This window comes from Pseudomonas sp. MWU15-20650, assembly GCF_023242475.1.
In the GTDB taxonomy this organism is placed as follows: Bacteria; Pseudomonadota; Gammaproteobacteria; order Pseudomonadales; family Pseudomonadaceae; genus Aquipseudomonas.
On record NZ_JALJFG010000040.1, the window covers coordinates 21,083 to 36,285 of the forward strand.

Annotated in this window: 17 protein-coding genes; 9 read left to right on the plus strand and 8 right to left on the minus strand. The window is 59.7% G+C overall.

Annotation, left to right across the window (positions count from 1 at the left end; translation table 11 throughout):
* The first annotated feature begins 23 nt into the window (after positions 1 to 23).
* Entirely contained in the window at positions 24 to 524 is a 501-nt protein-coding gene (locus M5B43_RS23530; RefSeq protein WP_248752311.1) for a universal stress protein, read from the plus strand.
* A gap of 104 nt (positions 525 to 628) precedes the next feature.
* Positions 629 to 1,603, plus strand: coding sequence for an HTH-type transcriptional regulator CysB (cysB, locus tag M5B43_RS23535; protein ID WP_128591352.1), 975 nt, complete (start codon positions 629 to 631; stop codon positions 1,601 to 1,603).
* Positions 1,604 to 1,625: 22 nt separating this feature from the next.
* On the opposite strand, the gene M5B43_RS23540 is transcribed toward cysB, so the two are convergent.
* Together M5B43_RS23540 and M5B43_RS23545 are read right to left on the minus strand one after the other, a co-directional pair.
* On the minus strand, positions 1,626 to 2,108 hold the full coding sequence (locus M5B43_RS23540) for a GreA/GreB family elongation factor (RefSeq protein WP_248752312.1): 483 nt from the start codon (positions 2,106 to 2,108) through the stop codon (positions 1,626 to 1,628).
* A 15-nt stretch (positions 2,109 to 2,123) separates the two neighbouring features.
* A complete protein-coding gene (locus tag M5B43_RS23545) occupies positions 2,124 to 2,492 on the minus strand; it encodes a hypothetical protein (RefSeq protein WP_248752313.1) in 369 nt (122 codons plus the stop codon).
* A gap of 132 nt (positions 2,493 to 2,624) precedes the next feature.
* Here M5B43_RS23545 and earP point away from each other — a divergent pair, with 132 nt between their 5' ends.
* A complete protein-coding gene (gene earP / locus M5B43_RS23550; RefSeq protein ID WP_248752314.1) occupies positions 2,625 to 3,758 on the plus strand; it encodes an elongation factor P maturation arginine rhamnosyltransferase EarP in 1,134 nt (377 codons plus the stop codon).
* A 49-nt stretch (positions 3,759 to 3,807) separates the two neighbouring features.
* Entirely contained in the window at positions 3,808 to 4,380 is a 573-nt protein-coding gene (locus tag M5B43_RS23555) for an elongation factor P (RefSeq protein WP_248752315.1), read from the plus strand.
* A 65-nt stretch (positions 4,381 to 4,445) separates the two neighbouring features.
* On the opposite strand, the gene M5B43_RS23560 is transcribed toward M5B43_RS23555, so the two are convergent.
* The 3 genes from M5B43_RS23560 to M5B43_RS23570 all read right to left on the minus strand — a co-directional run bounded on the left by M5B43_RS23560 (position 4,446) and on the right by M5B43_RS23570 (position 6,569).
* Positions 4,446 to 4,865 (minus strand): organic hydroperoxide resistance protein, encoded by a 420-nt coding sequence (locus tag M5B43_RS23560; protein ID WP_248752316.1) that lies wholly within the window; start codon positions 4,863 to 4,865, stop codon positions 4,446 to 4,448.
* Between the two features lie 221 nt (positions 4,866 to 5,086).
* A complete protein-coding gene (locus M5B43_RS23565; RefSeq protein WP_248752317.1) occupies positions 5,087 to 5,539 on the minus strand; it encodes a MarR family transcriptional regulator in 453 nt (150 codons plus the stop codon).
* 79 nt (positions 5,540 to 5,618) lie between these two features.
* The gene (locus M5B43_RS23570; RefSeq protein WP_248752318.1) at positions 5,619 to 6,569 is read right to left on the minus strand and encodes a LysR family transcriptional regulator; all 951 of its coding nucleotides are present in this window, start codon (positions 6,567 to 6,569) and stop codon (positions 5,619 to 5,621) included.
* A gap of 108 nt (positions 6,570 to 6,677) precedes the next feature.
* Between M5B43_RS23570 and M5B43_RS23575 the strand changes: the two genes are divergently transcribed.
* Positions 6,678 to 7,427, plus strand: a complete 750-nt coding sequence (locus tag M5B43_RS23575) for a sulfite exporter TauE/SafE family protein (protein WP_248752319.1) — start codon at positions 6,678 to 6,680, stop codon at positions 7,425 to 7,427.
* Here M5B43_RS23575 and M5B43_RS23580 read toward each other — a convergent pair.
* The gene (locus M5B43_RS23580; RefSeq protein WP_248752320.1) at positions 7,417 to 8,298 is read right to left on the minus strand and encodes a LysR family transcriptional regulator; all 882 of its coding nucleotides are present in this window, start codon (positions 8,296 to 8,298) and stop codon (positions 7,417 to 7,419) included. The two genes, M5B43_RS23575 and M5B43_RS23580, sit on opposite strands and share 11 nt — an antisense overlap.
* Before the next feature lie 70 nt (positions 8,299 to 8,368).
* On the opposite strand from M5B43_RS23580, the gene M5B43_RS23585 reads away from it, so the two are divergent.
* Both M5B43_RS23585 and M5B43_RS23590 read left to right on the plus strand, forming a co-directional pair.
* Positions 8,369 to 8,575, plus strand: coding sequence for a DUF1127 domain-containing protein (locus M5B43_RS23585; RefSeq protein ID WP_248752321.1), 207 nt, complete (start codon positions 8,369 to 8,371; stop codon positions 8,573 to 8,575).
* Positions 8,576 to 8,620: 45 nt separating this feature from the next.
* A complete protein-coding gene (locus tag M5B43_RS23590) occupies positions 8,621 to 9,853 on the plus strand; it encodes a winged helix-turn-helix domain-containing protein (RefSeq protein WP_248752322.1) in 1,233 nt (410 codons plus the stop codon).
* Positions 9,854 to 9,928: 75 nt separating this feature from the next.
* Here the strand turns inward: M5B43_RS23590 and M5B43_RS23595 are convergent, their stop codons facing one another.
* The gene (locus tag M5B43_RS23595; protein ID WP_248752323.1) at positions 9,929 to 11,275 is read right to left on the minus strand and encodes a class II 3-deoxy-7-phosphoheptulonate synthase; all 1,347 of its coding nucleotides are present in this window, start codon (positions 11,273 to 11,275) and stop codon (positions 9,929 to 9,931) included.
* Between the two features lie 122 nt (positions 11,276 to 11,397).
* On the opposite strand from M5B43_RS23595, the gene M5B43_RS23600 reads away from it, so the two are divergent.
* Complete coding sequence (locus M5B43_RS23600) at positions 11,398 to 12,153, plus strand: spermidine synthase (RefSeq protein ID WP_248752324.1); 756 nt, start codon at positions 11,398 to 11,400, stop codon at positions 12,151 to 12,153.
* Positions 12,154 to 12,241: 88 nt separating this feature from the next.
* Here the strand turns inward: M5B43_RS23600 and M5B43_RS23605 are convergent, their stop codons facing one another.
* Entirely contained in the window at positions 12,242 to 13,033 is a 792-nt protein-coding gene (locus tag M5B43_RS23605) for a crotonase/enoyl-CoA hydratase family protein (protein WP_248752325.1), read from the minus strand.
* Positions 13,034 to 13,456: 423 nt separating this feature from the next.
* Between M5B43_RS23605 and M5B43_RS23610 the strand changes: the two genes are divergently transcribed.
* Positions 13,457 to 15,130 carry a DEAD/DEAH box helicase gene (locus tag M5B43_RS23610; RefSeq protein WP_248752326.1) on the plus strand — a complete coding sequence of 558 codons (1,674 nt, stop codon included), beginning with the start codon at positions 13,457 to 13,459 and terminating at the stop codon, positions 15,128 to 15,130.
* Positions 15,131 to 15,203: the final 73 nt, after the last annotated feature.

The window sequence follows — 15,203 nt, forward strand, 5'->3', positions numbered from 1 at the left end:
ATCCTGGCAGTCCAGGAGGTTCTATGATTCGTTCGATGCTGTACGCCACGGACCTGGGTCTGTATGCGCCGTATGTGATGCAACATGCACTGGCGCTGGCGCGAACGTTCAAGGCGGACCTGTATGTGATCCATGTGGTCGAGCCCATGGGGTTGTTCGCCGAATCGGTATTGCAGAGCTACCTTGATGAAAAGGCCCTGAGTGAATGGCAGAGCCAGGGGTTGACCACAGTAATGGCGACGATTGAGCAACGGGTGTTGGACAGTTTTCGCGAGGAGTTGGGGGACGGGGAGCAAGACTTGAAGCTGATTCGCTCGGTACGGGTGATCCAGGGGGACCCGTGCGAGGTGATTCTCGACCAGTTGCGTAAACTTTCTGTCGACCTGTTGATCGTAGGTAGTCATAGCCAGGCAACTGGTGTGGCGATTCCCCTTGGGCGTACCGCCGCGCGGGTGTTGCAGCTGTCTCCGGTGCCGGTCTACCTGGTCCCGTCGCTACAGCGTCGTCGCAGTGATGATATTTGATCGGTAGAAAACGATAAAAAGTTCTAGATTTATCCGTCTAACCTTTAATATAGTTATATACCGTCGCTGATACCCGTGGCGTCTATCTGCTTTGAGGGATTGATATGAAGCTTCAACAACTGCGCTACATCTGGGAAGTGGCGCACCACGATCTCAACGTTTCCGCTACTGCTCAAAGCCTGTACACCTCGCAACCCGGTATCAGCAAGCAAATCCGCCTGCTCGAAGATGAGCTGGGCGTTGAAGTGTTTGCGCGCAGTGGCAAGCACCTGACCCGTGTCACCCCGGCTGGCGAGCGCATTATCACCACCGCTGGCGAGATCCTGCGTAAAGTCGAGAGCATCAAGCAGATCGCCCAGGAGTTCTCCAACGAGAAGAAAGGGACCCTGTCGATCGCTACCACCCACACGCAGGCACGTTATGCCTTGCCGCCGGTGATTCGCGACTTCATCAAGCAATACCCGGACGTGGCCCTGCACATGCATCAGGGCTCGCCGATGCAGATCGCCGAAATGGCCGCTGATGGCACCGTCGACTTTGCGATCGCCACCGAAGCCTTGGAGTTGTTCGGTGACCTGGTGATGATGCCGTGCTACCGCTGGAACCGCTGCGTGGTCGTGCCCCAGGGGCACCCGTTGGCCAAGCTGCCGAAGCTGACCCTCGAGGCCCTGGCGGAATACCCGATCGTGACTTACGTGTTCGGTTTTACCGGCCGCTCCAAGCTCGACGAAGCCTTCAGCCATCGTGGCCTTACGCCAAAAGTGGTGTTCACCGCTGCCGATGCCGACGTGATCAAGACCTACGTTCGCCTCGGCCTGGGCGTGGGGATCGTCGCCAAGATGGCGGTCGACACCCATCTCGACAAAGACCTGGTGGTGCTGGATGCCAGTGAATTGTTCGAATCCAGCGTGACCAAGATCGGTTTCCGCCGTGGCACCTTCCTGCGTGGCTTCATGTGCGATTTCATCGAGAAATTCGCGCCGCACCTGACCCGCGAAGTCATGGCCAAGGCGATCCAGTGCCATAACAAGCAAGAGCTGGAAGAGTTGTTCGACGGCGTTGAATTGCCCGTCCACTGACCGCTCCTACAGGGGTCGTAGGTTAGCTGGCCTCGGTAACCGTAAAGTGTTGCCGGGCGCCCGCTACCAGAATCTCCACCTCATCACCTTCAACTTTGCCCAGCAGGCTTTTGCCCAGGGGCGAGCGCGGGGTGATGACGGTCACTGGTTGCCCCACCACGTCGACTTTCAAACCCGCCGCATCCGGCGCCAGGAACAGCCATTGCTGGCGGCCGTTCTCGTCTTCCAGGCCCAGCAGCGTGCCGATCTCAATGCCCCGCTGATCATCGAACGTACGCAGTTGCAAGTTCTGGCATAGCGTCAGTGACTGCTTGATTTCCTCGACCCGCTTAGCCTGTCCGGCCGCCAGATAAGACGCTTCCAGGCCCAGGGTGTCGTATTTGTTTTCGGCGATGTTTTCTTCGTGGGTCGCAGTCTCGTAGGCGGTCTGCGCGGCGCGCTGGGCGATGTCGAGGTCGACGGTGAGTTTTTCCAGGATCAACTGGAGGACGGCGTGCTTATTCATGGTGGTGTCGGGTCATCACTCGCAGAATTGCAGGACATTGGTCCGGGTCTTCTCGTTAGGGGCGTTCTGGTCCTGTTGCAGCCAGAACTGGCATGTGGGGTTGGACAGGTTGCGCGTGTTATTGCGAGCCTGATCCAGACTCTGTTGCTGCGCCTGCTTTTGCAGGTTCTGTTGGTACTGTTCGAACATGCGGTTTGGCGGCTCTGGCACGACAGCGGCCGGTTTGCCCACTTGCTGGACCACCTGCGCGACAGGTACCCAACTCTGCGGGAACACATAGCGAGAGACCAGCCAGGTGGTCAACGCAATGGCGATAAAGCCCAGCCACACGCCTACGGCAATGGCGATACAGAGCTTGAGCAGCGACAACGGACGATCAGACATGATGGCCTCCTGGCAGGTATTGACGGCGTGGCAGTGATTGTCGCACAGCCGCTGTGCAGAATAATCGCGATCAAGCCTTCTGCATCAACGCATTTATGCGGACAATCGACCCTTTGAACGTTGGAGCCCGGAATGAACGCCCGCTGGGATATTTTTTGCAGTGTCGTCGACAACTATGGCGACATCGGCGTGACCTGGCGTCTGGCCCGGCAATTGGTGGTGGAGCACGGCTGTGAAGTGCGTTTGTGGGTCGATGACCTGCGGGCCTTCGAGCGCATGTGCCCGCAGATTGATGTGCAACGGGACCAGCAATGGCAAGAGGGTGTCGAAGTGCGCCACTGGCCGGTCGAGTGGTCAGGTGCACACTCGGCGGATGTCGTGATTGCTGCATTCGCCTGCCAGTTACCGCCTGAATATATGGAAAGGATGGCTGAGCGCGAGCGCCCGCCGCTGTGGATGAACCTGGATTACCTCAGTGCTGAAGACTGGGTGGTGGGTTGTCATCGTTTGCCTTCGGTGAAATTCAAGGGCGTGCAGAAGTACTTTTTCTTTCCCGGCTTTCGTCCGGGCACCGGTGGGCTGCTGCGTGAAGCGGGTCTGTTGGAGCAGCGTCAGGCTTTTCAGAAGGACGCTTTTGCGCAGCAACAATTCCTGCAAACCCTGGGTGTATTTCCCGCGCCGGGTGTGCGCCTGATGTCGTTGTTTGCCTATGAAAACCCCGGGCTGGCCGGTTGGCTGGACGTGCTGGCGGTCGATGGGTGTGCGACCCACCTGCTGGTGCCGGAAGGGCGCATCCTTGGCGATGTGCAACGCTGGCTCGGGGTGGAGAGCTTGTCGGCAGGGGATATCCAGGTGCGCGAGGCGCTGACTGTGCAGGTCATTCCATTCGTTCGTCAGGAGCAATATGACCCACTGCTGTGGTGTTGCGCGTTCAACGCCGTGCGTGGCGAAGACTCGTTCGTGCGCGCGCAGTGGGCCGGGCGACCGTTGTTGTGGCACATTTATCGCCAGGACGAGGACATCCACCTGGATAAACTCGATGCCTTCCTGCAGCTCTACACCGCCGCGCTATCGCCTGCCGCCAAAGTGGCAGTGGTTGCACTTTGGCAAGCCTGGAACGCTGATGGCGATATGGCTCAGTCTTGGAAAATGCTGCTGGAACACTGGCCTGAAGTGAACCAGCACGCCGAAAACTGGTGTCTGGAACAAGGCTTGCAGGCCGATCTTGCGACGGCGCTGGTACAGTTTTATGAAAGTTGGATATGATACGCCACCTTGATTTTTGTAAACCCCATCCAAATTTCGGATATACGCAATGAAAACTGGTAAAGAACTGAAACCCGGTATGGTAATCCGTATCGACAACGATCCTTGGTTGGTTCAGAAAGCTGAGTTCACCAAGTCGGGCCGTAACAGCGCGATCATGAAGACCAAGCTGAAGAACCTGCTGACCGGTTACAAGACTGAAACCGTTTACAGCGCCGACGACAAGCTGGACGACGTGATCCTCGACCGCAAAGAAGCGACCCTGTCCTTCATCAGCGGCGACTCCTACACGTTCATGGACACCACCGACTACACCATGTACGAGCTGAACGCTGAAGATATCGAAGCCGTTCTGCCGTTCATCGAAGAAGGCATGACCGACGTCTGCGAAGCCATTTTCTTCGAAGAGCGCCTGGTTTCCGTAGAGCTGCCGACCACTATCGTGCGTAAGGTTGACTACACCGAAGGTTCCGCTCGCGGTGACACTTCGGGCAAGGTCATGAAATCTGCCAAACTGGCTAACGGTACCGAACTGCAAGTGGCCGATTTCATCGAAATCGGCGACATGATCGAGATCGACACCCGCGAAGGTGGTTCGTACAAAGGTCGCGCCAAGAAGTAATTCTGGCCCCACCGATACGAAAAAAACCCGACATTGAGTCGGGTTTTTTTATGGGCGTCTGTTTATCAGACGGCTACATGCAGGCGTACATCAACATTGCCGCGGGTGGCATTGGAATACGGGCAGACTTGGTGGGCAGCGTCGACCAGGCTTTGCGCATCATCCAGGGAAAGGCCCGGCAGGCTGATGTGCAGGTCGATGTCGAGGCCAAAGCCACCGGGAATCTGGCCGATGCCAACATGGGCAGTGATCGAGGCATCATCCGGGATTTTGCGTTTGCTCTGGCTGGCGACGAATTTCAAGGCACCGATAAAGCAGGCGGAGTAGCCGGCGGCAAACAGTTGTTCAGGGTTGGTGGCTTGGCCGCCGGCACCGCCCAATTCCTTGGGGGTGGAGAGCTTGACGTCGAGGATGTGGTCGCTGGAGACAGCACGACCATCACGGCCGCCGGTGGCGGTGGCTACTGCGGTATAGAGCGTTTGCATGGGGCGTTCCTCTTTGGCTTTTAGCGCTAATTGTTTGCGCGCTAAGTAGTTGGTGAGGCCAGCTTATAGCGCTAATGTTTAGCGCGCAATATAAATTTTTAAACAGTTTTTCAAACTGTTTAAAAATCATTGTGGGAAGGGTTCTACACAACTCTGGGGACAGCGCTGAACCTGTGGCGAGCGGGCGAGCCCCTTCCACATTTTTTAGTGCGTTATTGCCTTTAGATTGCGTTCTGCAGGTTGCCGCGTAGCGTAATCAAATCCGCCTGCAGCTTGAGCAACTGCTCCACCTCCAGGCCACTGGCGCCCAGTATGCAGTGTGGGATGCCCTTGGCTTTACCCTGCAAGGCCCGGCCACGATCGCTCAGTTCCACGACCACCACGCGCTCATCTTCGCGGCTGCGGGTCCGGCTCAACAGGCCCTCGGCCTCCAGGCGCTTGAGCAGTGGGGTGAGAGAGCCCGGGTCCGTCAGCAGGCGGCTGCTGATTTCGCCAACGGTCAAACCATCCTCTTCCCACAGCACCATCATGGCCAGGTATTGCGGGTAGGTCAGGCCGAGGGCTTGGAGCAGGGGCTTGTAGACCTTGGTCATTAGCAGCGAAGTGGAGTGCAGGGCGAAACACAGCTGGTTGTCCAGCATCAGGGATTTGCAGGGATCAGGGTTTTTGCTCATGGCAGTGCCTCGAAAAAGCGTGTCTGGGCTGGAATCTAGCGGGCAAATCTTTAATGCGCTAGGTAATTCTGCCTGGGGATCAGACCAAGCCGCTTTGCAGGGCCAGATCCCACGGTGGCACCGGGCTGAAACGGGATTTCAGGTACTCCAGCAGCAACCGGCTACGGGCATTGGCCTGTTGTTCCAAGCGCAGTGCATAAATCCCACTGGTTTCCGGGCTGGGCAAACCGTTTTCGCAAAACAGCGGCAGCAGTTCACCGCGCACCAGGTATTCACTGGCCAGCCAGGTGGGTAAGTGGGCGATACCCAGCCCGGCCAGGGCGCCACAGAGCAAGGCTTCGGCGTTGTTGGCACTCAGGCGGATGCGTCGTGGGCGATAGGTTGCACGGCGCCCGTCCAGCTCGAAGCGCCAAGCGAACATCGGCGCCAAGCCGTCCCAGTCGAGGCCGTCATGTTCGCTCAGTTCTCGAGGATGGGTCGGTGTGCCACGTTCTTTGAGGTAGGCCGGGCTGGCGCAGGCGATGCGCACAATACTCGCCAGTGGCGTGGCAATCAGGCGGGTATCGACGATATGCCCGGCGCGCAGCACCAGGTCGACTTTACCCAGGTGCGCGCCCTGCATATCGACGAAGCTGTCGATCAGGTGCAGGTGCACATCGAGCCCAGGGTACACATTCAAAAAGTCCGCAATCACTGGTGCCAGGTGGCGTCGACCAAACGCCGCTGGTGCGTCCACGCGAATCAAGCCTTCCGGTGCATGGCTCAGGGACACTGCTTCAGCCCGTGCCAGTTGCAGCTCGCTGACAATCCGTCGCGCACGCTCGGCGAAGGCCAGGCCTGCCGGTGTAGGCACCACCGCATGCGTGCTGCGTTGGAACAAGCGGCTGCCCACTGAGCTTTCCAGGCTATCGATACGCCGCGCCACCGCCGAAGGGGTCAGTGGATGGCGCCGTGCGGCGGCGGAAAAGCTGCCGGTTTCCAGCACGTCGAGGAACAGGCTCAGTTGGTCGGTCAGGGTATTGGGGTTCATAGGGCAACGCTTGTGCGAGATTGGCATAGCCATTGTGCGTTGCTGTGCGTTTCCACGCCAGAGTCGACTGCGTAGCATGCAAGGCCCGGGATTGTGGAGTGGCATGTGGTGTTGGATTTAGTGATGTATCTGTTATTGGGCGCAGCCTTGGGTACGGTCGGGGGACTGTTCGGCATTGGTGGCGGGCTGATCGCCATCCCCGTGCTTGGGGTGTTGTTTGGCCTGGATCAGCAAATCGCCCAAGGCACCGCCCTGGTGATGGTGGTGCCCAATGTGATGCTCGCGCTGTGGCGTTATCACCAGCGCAATCGCATTGAATTGCGCCATGCCCTGCCATTGGGCGTGATGGGTTTTTGCTTTGCTTGGCTGGGGTCCATCTGGGCGGTGGGGCTGGATGCAGGTGCCATGCGTATTGGCTTTATCGCCTTTTTGCTGGCGTTGTCGGCTTACAACCTGTTGCGTATGTTTACCCGCAATGCACCGCCGACAGCTCAGATGCGTTATTCCTGGCCTTGGCTTGGGGTGTTGGGCGCGGCGTCCGGCGCCATGGGCGGTTTGTTCGGGGTCGGCGGCGCGGTAGTTGCCACGCCGGTGCTCACCAGTGTCTTCGGGACGAGCCAAGTGGTCGCGCAAGGCTTGTCGCTGGCCTTGGCACTGCCCAGCACCGGCGTCACGCTAGTGACCTATGCCTGGCACCACGAAGTGGACTGGATGATCGGCCTGCCCCTGGCGCTCGGTGGCCTGCTCAGTATCAGTTGGGGGGTAAAAGTGGCCCATGCGTTGCCGGAGCGTGTATTGCGCGGCCTGTTCTGCGCATTCCTGGGGGTGTGTGCGGTGATGCTGACCTTTAAAGTTTGAAGCCTTCGAGGATGTACTCCGCCAGGCATTCGGTGATCGGCGAAGTCATGGCGGGGTTACGCAGCAGGCGCAGGGTCATGGATGGCAACGGCGGAAACCCTTCGTCACTGCCCAAAATGCGCAGGTCTTCGGTCACCAGGCTTTCCATGCTGACCATGACCGCCAAGCCTGAGCTCACCACGGCCTGGATCGCCGCCACGTTGGAGCTGTGATACGCCAGTCGATAGTCCCGCCCGGCGGCGTCCAGCGCTGTACGCGTCCACTGTGTGCAAAAACTGTCGACGCCAGAGATCGCCAGGGGCAGGGTCTCGTGCTCATCTACGCAGAAGCACGGTGACGCTACCCACACCATGCGCTCGGTGCGCAATAACTCGCCGATTTCGTTGCCAGGCTCGCGGCTGATCACTGTCAGCGCCAGGTCTCGTCGCTGCATCAACACCGTTGACGCTTCACAGTGCATCTCGATCTGGATCAACGGATACGCTTTGGAAAAGTGCTTGAGAATCCCCGGCAGGAAGCGCATCACGTAATCGTCCGGCGTGCCGATACGCACCAGCCCCACCATATGAGGCTCGCGCAAGGTGTTGAACACCTCGCTGTGCAGTTTCAGGATGCGCCGCGCGTACCCCAGTAATACCTGGCCTTCGGGCGTCAGTCGTACCTGTCGCCCGTCACGCTCGAAGAGCTTGCGCTGCAGTACGTCCTCCTCCAGTCGTTTCATCTGCATGCTTACCGCCGATTGCGTGCGGTTGACCATTTCCCCGGCGCGGGTAAAGCCGCCCTGGTCGGCAATGGCGACGAAGGTGCGCAGCACTTCTGTGTCGATGCTCGGGTAGCCCGCCAATTGATCAATCTCCGAGATGTATTGCATAAGAAACATTCGTTGGATTGATCATAGTGCCAGGCACACACTCTCGTCATCCCCACTGGAGGGCGAAAAGATGAAAGGTCAAAAAGGGTATGTGTTGATGGCGAAGTGGCCGTTTTCCGGGCTGTTTCATACGCTTGCACGTTGGCAGGCGCTGCGTCAGGAGCGCCAGTTGCTGGCGACCTTGAGCGACGACGCCCTCAAGGACATCGGACTCAATCGCGCCGATGTAGAGCAAGAGCGTCACCGGCATTTCTGGCAAGACCCGCTGCGAAAATAAGCCAGGATGCAGTAGGGTAGTGGGCGCGCCTCTATGGAGAGTCCGATGCCCACCGACCTGTCTTTCTCACTCAAGCAAGCTCGACGCATGGCGCTGGCAGCCCAGGGGTTTTCCGGGCGCCAGGCGCCGGCACAGATAACGGCCGCGCACCTCAACCGAATGATCGCGCGCTTGGGTGTTGTGCAGATCGATTCGGTCAATGCGCTGGTGCGTTCTCATTACCTGCCGTTGTTTTCCCGTCTGGGCAACTACTCCCCGTCGATACTCGAGCAGGCAGCCTGGAGCCAGGGCCGGCGGCGTTCGCTGTTCGAATATTGGGGGCATGAGGCATCGTTGCTGCCCATGGCGCTGTACCCGCTGATGCGCTGGCGCATGGAGCGGGCCAGGCAGGGGCGGGGTATCTATTCGCAGATGGCGCGCTTTGGTCGTGAACAGCAGGCCACTATCCAGCGCGTGCTGCATGCCGTCGAGCAACAGGGCGCGCTGGGTGCCGGCAGCCTCTCTACCCGTGAGGAGCGCGCCGGGCCATGGTGGGACTGGAGTGATGAAAAGCACGCGCTGGAATGGCTGTTTGCCGCGGGTTTGGTCACCGTCGCCGGTCGTCGAGGGTTTGAGCGTCTCTATGATTTGCCGGAACGCGTCATCCCCGATGACATCCTTCAAGGCGCCTCATTGACTGAAGCCCAAGCTCAGCGTGGCCTGTTGCTGCACAGCGCCAGCGCATTGGGCGTGGGCACCGAGAAAGACCTGCGCGATTATTTCCGCCTCGACCCCGCCGACAGCCGCAGCCGTCTGGCCGAACTGGTCGAGGAGGGGCAGTTGCGGGTGTGTCAGGTGCAAGGTTGGAAGCAACTGGCGTACTGCCTGCCGGAGCCGAAAGTACCGCGCAAGGCAGCGGCCAGCGCATTGCTGTCGCCGTTCGATTCGCTGATATGGGAGCGCGGCCGCACCGAGCGATTGTTCGATTTCCGCTATCGGCTGGAGATTTACACCCCACAGCACAAGCGGGTGTACGGCTACTACGTGCTGCCGTTTCTGCACAACGAGCGGATCGCCGCGCGGGTCGACCTGCGCGCCGAGCGTGCCAATGGGCGCCTGGCCGTGCATGCGGTGCATGAAGAAGAGCCGGGGCTGGATGAAGAGGGCATGGTGGCGCTGGCGTTGAACCTGCGACAAATGGCCGATTGGCTGGGGCTGGAGCAGGTCCAGCTCAATTGCCGGCGGCCGAGCGCAGACCGGGTGCGAGCGGCATTGCTCAATCTGGGTATTGGCCTTTAGCGCGCCATCGGGAGCCAGCCCCCTCCCACAAGGGCATGCATGCTCCCGATGGCGTCAGCCATGCCAACTAAAATCTCAGCGCTTGACCTGCTTCAAAGTCTCGGCAATCAGGAACGCCAGCTCCAGCGACTGGTCAGCGTTCATTCGTGGGTCGCAATGGGTGTGATAACGGTCTGACAAACCGTCTTCGGTGATCGGCCGTGCGCCGCCGATGCACTCGGTGACATTCTGCCCGGTCATCTCGATATGGATCCCGCCCGCATAGCTGCCTTCTGCGTGGTGCACCTGGAAGAACTCCTTCACCTCACCCAGGATCTGCGCGAAGTCGCGGGTCTTATAGCCGCTGCTGGCCTTGATGGTGTTGCCATGCATCGGGTCGGAGCTCCACAGTACCTGCTTGCCCTCGCGCTGCACGGCGCGGATCAGGTTGGGCAAGTGGTCGCCGACCTTGCCTGCGCCCATGCGTGCGATCAGGTTGAGGCGGCCGGGGTCGTTGTCCGGGTTGAGGATGTCGATCAAGCGAATCAGGTCGTCGGGGTTCATGCTCGGGCCAACCTTGACCCCAATCGGGTTGTTCACCCCGCGCAGGAATTCGACATGGGCGCCATCCAACTGGCGGGTACGGTCGCCGATCCACAGCATATGGGCCGAGCAGTCGTAGTAGTCGTTGGTCAGGCTGTCACGACGCACGAAGGCTTGTTCGTAGTTGAGCAGTAGCGCTTCGTGGGCGGTGAAGAAGCTGGTTTCGCGCAGTTGCGGCGAGCTGTCCATGCCGCAGGCGCGCATGAAGGCCAGGGTCTCGTCGATGCGATCAGCCAGTTGGCTGTATTTTTCAGCCAGCGCGGAGTTGGCGATAAAATCCAGGTTCCACTTGTGCACCTGGTGCAGGTCGGCAAAACCACCCTGGGCAAAGGCGCGCAGCAAGTTGAGGGTGGCCGTGGACTGGTGGTAGGACTGCAACAGGCGTTCCGGGTCCGGCACACGGCTTTTTTCGTCGAAACCGATACCGTTGACGATATCGCCGCGGTAGGCGGGCAGGGTGATGCCGTCGATGGTTTCATCATTGGACGAGCGCGGCTTGGCGAATTGGCCGGCCATGCGCCCGACTTTCACCACCGGGCAACCGGCGGCGAACGTCATGACGATCGCCATCTGCAGCAGTACTTTGAAGGTGTCGCGGATTTTCGCGGCGGAAAACTCGGCGAAGCTCTCGGCGCAATCGCCACCTTGCAACAGAAAGGCGCGACCCTGGGTCACTTCGGCAAACTGACGGCGCAATTCGCGGGCTTCCCCCGCAAACACCAGTGGCGGGTAGCTGGCCAGGCTCTGTTCCACTTGCAACAAGTGCGCAGCGTCCGGGTACTGGGGTTGTTGCTGGATAGGCAGGGCGCGCCAGCTGTCGGGGCTCCAGGGTTGGCTCATCATGAACTCGTTTGGTTAGTTGACGTTACCGCCAATGTTATCAGCAATTAGTGCGTGACCTGCTGCTGCCGCTTGGCCGACAATCGCGCCTTTGCTGTGCGGCAACCCCCTTAGGAGTAGTGATGAGCGAGGAGCGTGTCGAGCGCCTGCTGGCCGAAGTCCATGATGATTTCGGCATGATCCGTGTGCTTGAAGTGGCTGATTACCGGTTTCTCGAGTTTGGCGACGCCATCGAGCAGAGCTGCGTGTTCACCGCTGACCCGAGCTGGCTGGAGTACGATTACACCCGTGCGATGTTGATTGGTGCGTTGTGCCATGAACAGCCGGAGAGTGCGCTGTTCCTGGGGCTTGGGGCTGGGACGCTGACCCAGGCTTGCCTCAAGTTCCTGGCGCTTGAAGACGTCGAAGCCATCGAGTTGCGTCCCGATGTGCCGCGCCTGGCGATCGAGTACCTGGGGCTGGACGATGACCCGCGCCTGTATATCCGCGTGGGGGATGCCCTGCAACTGCTCGACAGCGCCGAATCGGCCGACCTGATTTTTGTCGACCTGTATACCGATGTCGGCCCGGGCGTCGGGCATCTGGCCTGGACGTTCCTGGAAAATTGCCAGAAGAAGCTCAACCCGGGCGGCTGGCTGGTGATCAACCAGTGGGCTACCGATGACGGTAAACCCCTGGGGGCGGCATTGTTGCGTGGCTTGTACCACCGACATTACTGGGAGTTGCCGGTGAAGGAGGGCAATGTGATCCTGCTGGTGCCTTCGGACCTGGATCAGGCATTGGACCTCGACGCCCTGTCGGCACGCGCCGAAGCACTGGCGCCGCGACTGGGCTACTCATTGCAGTCGTTGATCAAGGCGATTCGACCGGCGACTTAAGTTGCCTGCTCAAGCCCCCTCCCACCGTTGAAATGCGTTCCAAATGTGGGAGGGGGCTTGCTCCCGATGAGGCCATCACGGTTGATACTCAAATGCCCTTGAACACCCCCGGCCGCTTCTCGACCATTGCCCGCACACCCTCTTTGGCATCTTCACTGTTAAGCAGTTTGTCCACCATCGGCGCTAACGCGGCGGCTGCGACGGCTTCGCCTTCCGTGCGCGCCTGGCGGGCCGACATCAACGTCGCCTGCACGCCAAGCGGCGCCTGGCGTGCGATGCGATTAGCCAACTCGATGGCGCGGGGCAGCAGGTCTTCACTGGCCATCACTTCTTGCACCAACCCCAGGCGCAGGGCCTCGTGTGCATCGAACTCATCGCCGGTCAGCAGCCAGCGCATGGCGTTGCCCCAACCGGCGATCTGATGAAAGCGCAACGTCGCGCCGCCAAACGGGAAGATTCCACGCTGCACTTCCATCTGTGCAAAGCGTGTGTTGCTTGCGCAGAGGTTGATGTCCGCGGCCAGCATCAGCTCGATACCGATGGTCAGGCAATAGCCTTGGGCGGCGACAATCACCGGTTTGCTCACGCGCGGGCCGGCAAACACGCCCCAGGGATCGCAGCCCCCGAGCGGCGGCTGCCAGCCTCCCGCCATCACGCCGCTGACATTGGCCAGGTCCAGCCCGGCCGTGAAGTGGTCGCCGTGGGCAAACACCACGGCCACCCGTGCATCATCGTTTCGATCAAATTCGCCATAGGCCAGGCTCAGTTCATTGAGCAAATCCAGGTCAAAGGCATTGCGCTTGTCTACCCGGTCCAGGCCCAACAACAGGACATGGCCCTGGAGTGCACGGCTGACACGGCTGCGGCTGGCTTGACTCATCGGGTGTGTCCTCGGGTGGGGGTTAAGGTTTCAGACCAAAGGTCTCTGTGAAGAGGGTGAACCGTTTAAGCGTCATGACCAGCAGGGCCGGGCCTTTGAAAAATAGACCCTGGCGCACCTCTCTGCAAAGGCATTGATGCAGCGCGGTTTATCGGTGCTTTGCGATAAAAAAAGCTCCCTTTTTCAGGTATTTCCGGTATAGTGCGCGCCGGCCTTTAACCGGGCCGCGTTTAGGTAGCGCAATTCCCCGAAGTCAGCTTCGGCTGCACGTCCGCACAGCGGACTCTTCCTTGACGAATCTTTTTCATTCATTCGTTTTCGCAAATCCCCGCCGACAAAGCAGCCAGGGCGACTCTTGAGTCTCAACACGGCATGCGCAGCTTTGGAGCATGGGTCTTTGCGGATGCACTTAGAGGCAGACCCATGACCCAGGAAACCGGCGGCTTCGCCGCTTTTAATCTTAACCCGAATATTCTTGCAGCCGTCGCAGCGACTGGCTACGAAGAGCCTTCGGCGATTCAGCAGCAATCGATCCCGATCATCATGGCCGGCCAGGACATGATTGGCCAGGCGCAAACCGGTACCGGTAAAACCGCCGCGTTCGCCCTGCCTATCCTGCACTGCATCGATCCTGCCAAGCGCGAGCCGCAAGCCCTGATCCTGGCGCCAACCCGTGAGTTGGCGCTGCAAGTAGCAACCGCTTTCGAAACCTACGCCAAGCAAATGCCAGGTGTAACCGTTGTGGCCGTTTACGGCGGCGCGCCTATGGGCCCACAACTGAAAGCCATCCGTAACGGCGCACAAATCGTTGTCGCCACTCCGGGCCGTCTGTGCGACCACCTGCGTCGTGACGAGAAAGTCCTGTCGACCGTGAACCACCTGGTTCTCGACGAAGCTGACGAAATGCTCAAGCTGGGCTTCATGGACGACCTGGAAGTTATCTTCAAGGCACTGCCACCGACCCGTCAGACTGTACTGTTCTCGGCCACCTTGCCACAGTCGATCCGTGCCATTGCCGAACGCCATCTGCGCGATCCGCAACACGTGAAGATCCAGACCAAGACTCAGACCGTTACCGCGATCGAACAGGCTCACCTGTTGGTTCACGCTGACCAGAAGACCTCGGCTGTATTGAGCCTGCTGGAAGTTGAAGACTTCGACGCCCTGATCATGTTCGTGCGCACCAAGCAAGCGACCCTGGACCTGGCCAGTGCCCTGGAAGCCAAAGGCTACAAAGCCGCTGCGCTGAACGGCGACATCGCCCAGAACCAGCGTGAGCGCGTGATCGACTCCCTCAAGGATGGCCGTCTGGACATCGTTGTGGCGACCGACGTTGCTGCGCGTGGCCTTGACGTTCCACGTATCACCCACGTGTTCAACGTTGACATGCCGTACGATCCAGAGTCCTACGTTCACCGTATCGGCCGTACTGGCCGTGCCGGTCGCGAAGGTCGTGCCCTGCTGTTGGTGACTCCACGTGAGCGCCGCATGCTGCAAGTGATCGAGCGTGTAACCGGTCAGAAGGTTGCCGAAGTTCGCCTGCCGGATGCCCAGGCCGTTCTCGATGCCCGCATCAAGAAACTGACCAACAGCCTGTCGCCACTGGTGGCTGACGCTGAATCGACCCACGGCGACCTGCTGGACCGCCTGACCGCCGATATCGGTTGCACCCCACGTGCCCTGGCTGCAGCCCTGCTGCGCAAAGCTACCAACGGTCAGGCCTTGACCCTGGCAGCCATCGAGAAAGAACGTCCACTGGTTCCGAACAGCGCGCCACGCGGTGATCGTCCAGAGCGTTCCGGCGACCGTCCAGACCGTGGTGATCGTGAGCGTCGTGCTCCGGTTCCATTGGCTGAAGGTCGTGCTCGTTGCCGTACCGCGCTGGGTGCGCGTGATGGTATCGCTGCCAAGAACCTGCTCGGCGCTATCCTCAACGAGGGTGGCCTGGCACGTGAAGCCATCGGTCGCATCCAGGTGCGTGACAGCTTCTCCCTGGTGGAGCTGCCGGAAGACGGTCTGGAAAAACTGCTGGCCAAGCTGAAAGACACTCGCGTTGCCGGTAAGCAGCTCAAGCTGCGTCGCTACCGCGAAGATTGATCTGCCCACGGGCTGATTGATCGCACATAAAAAATCCCCGACTGGTTCGGGGATTTTTTTTGCCTGCTGCTGT

Excerpts from the sequence above, each read along its gene's own strand:
- M5B43_RS23530 (WP_248752311.1), top strand. The coding sequence starts at position 24 with ATGATTCGTTCGATGCTGTACGCCACGGACCTGGGTCTGTATGCGCCG.
- cysB (WP_128591352.1), top strand. The coding sequence starts at position 629 with ATGAAGCTTCAACAACTGCGCTACATCTGGGAAGTGGCGCACCACGAT.
- M5B43_RS23540 (WP_248752312.1), bottom strand. The coding sequence starts at position 2,108 with ATGAATAAGCACGCCGTCCTCCAGTTGATCCTGGAAAAACTCACCGTC.
- M5B43_RS23545 (WP_248752313.1), bottom strand. The coding sequence starts at position 2,492 with ATGTCTGATCGTCCGTTGTCGCTGCTCAAGCTCTGTATCGCCATTGCC.
- earP (WP_248752314.1), top strand. The coding sequence starts at position 2,625 with ATGAACGCCCGCTGGGATATTTTTTGCAGTGTCGTCGACAACTATGGC.
- M5B43_RS23555 (WP_248752315.1), top strand. The coding sequence starts at position 3,808 with ATGAAAACTGGTAAAGAACTGAAACCCGGTATGGTAATCCGTATCGAC.
- M5B43_RS23560 (WP_248752316.1), bottom strand. The coding sequence starts at position 4,865 with ATGCAAACGCTCTATACCGCAGTAGCCACCGCCACCGGCGGCCGTGAT.
- M5B43_RS23565 (WP_248752317.1), bottom strand. The coding sequence starts at position 5,539 with ATGAGCAAAAACCCTGATCCCTGCAAATCCCTGATGCTGGACAACCAG.
- M5B43_RS23570 (WP_248752318.1), bottom strand. The coding sequence starts at position 6,569 with ATGAACCCCAATACCCTGACCGACCAACTGAGCCTGTTCCTCGACGTG.
- M5B43_RS23580 (WP_248752320.1), bottom strand. The coding sequence starts at position 8,298 with ATGCAATACATCTCGGAGATTGATCAATTGGCGGGCTACCCGAGCATC.
- M5B43_RS23585 (WP_248752321.1), top strand. The coding sequence starts at position 8,369 with ATGAAAGGTCAAAAAGGGTATGTGTTGATGGCGAAGTGGCCGTTTTCC.
- M5B43_RS23590 (WP_248752322.1), top strand. The coding sequence starts at position 8,621 with ATGCCCACCGACCTGTCTTTCTCACTCAAGCAAGCTCGACGCATGGCG.
- M5B43_RS23595 (WP_248752323.1), bottom strand. The coding sequence starts at position 11,275 with ATGAGCCAACCCTGGAGCCCCGACAGCTGGCGCGCCCTGCCTATCCAG.
- M5B43_RS23600 (WP_248752324.1), top strand. The coding sequence starts at position 11,398 with ATGAGCGAGGAGCGTGTCGAGCGCCTGCTGGCCGAAGTCCATGATGAT.
- M5B43_RS23605 (WP_248752325.1), bottom strand. The coding sequence starts at position 13,033 with ATGAGTCAAGCCAGCCGCAGCCGTGTCAGCCGTGCACTCCAGGGCCAT.
- M5B43_RS23610 (WP_248752326.1), top strand. The coding sequence starts at position 13,457 with ATGACCCAGGAAACCGGCGGCTTCGCCGCTTTTAATCTTAACCCGAAT.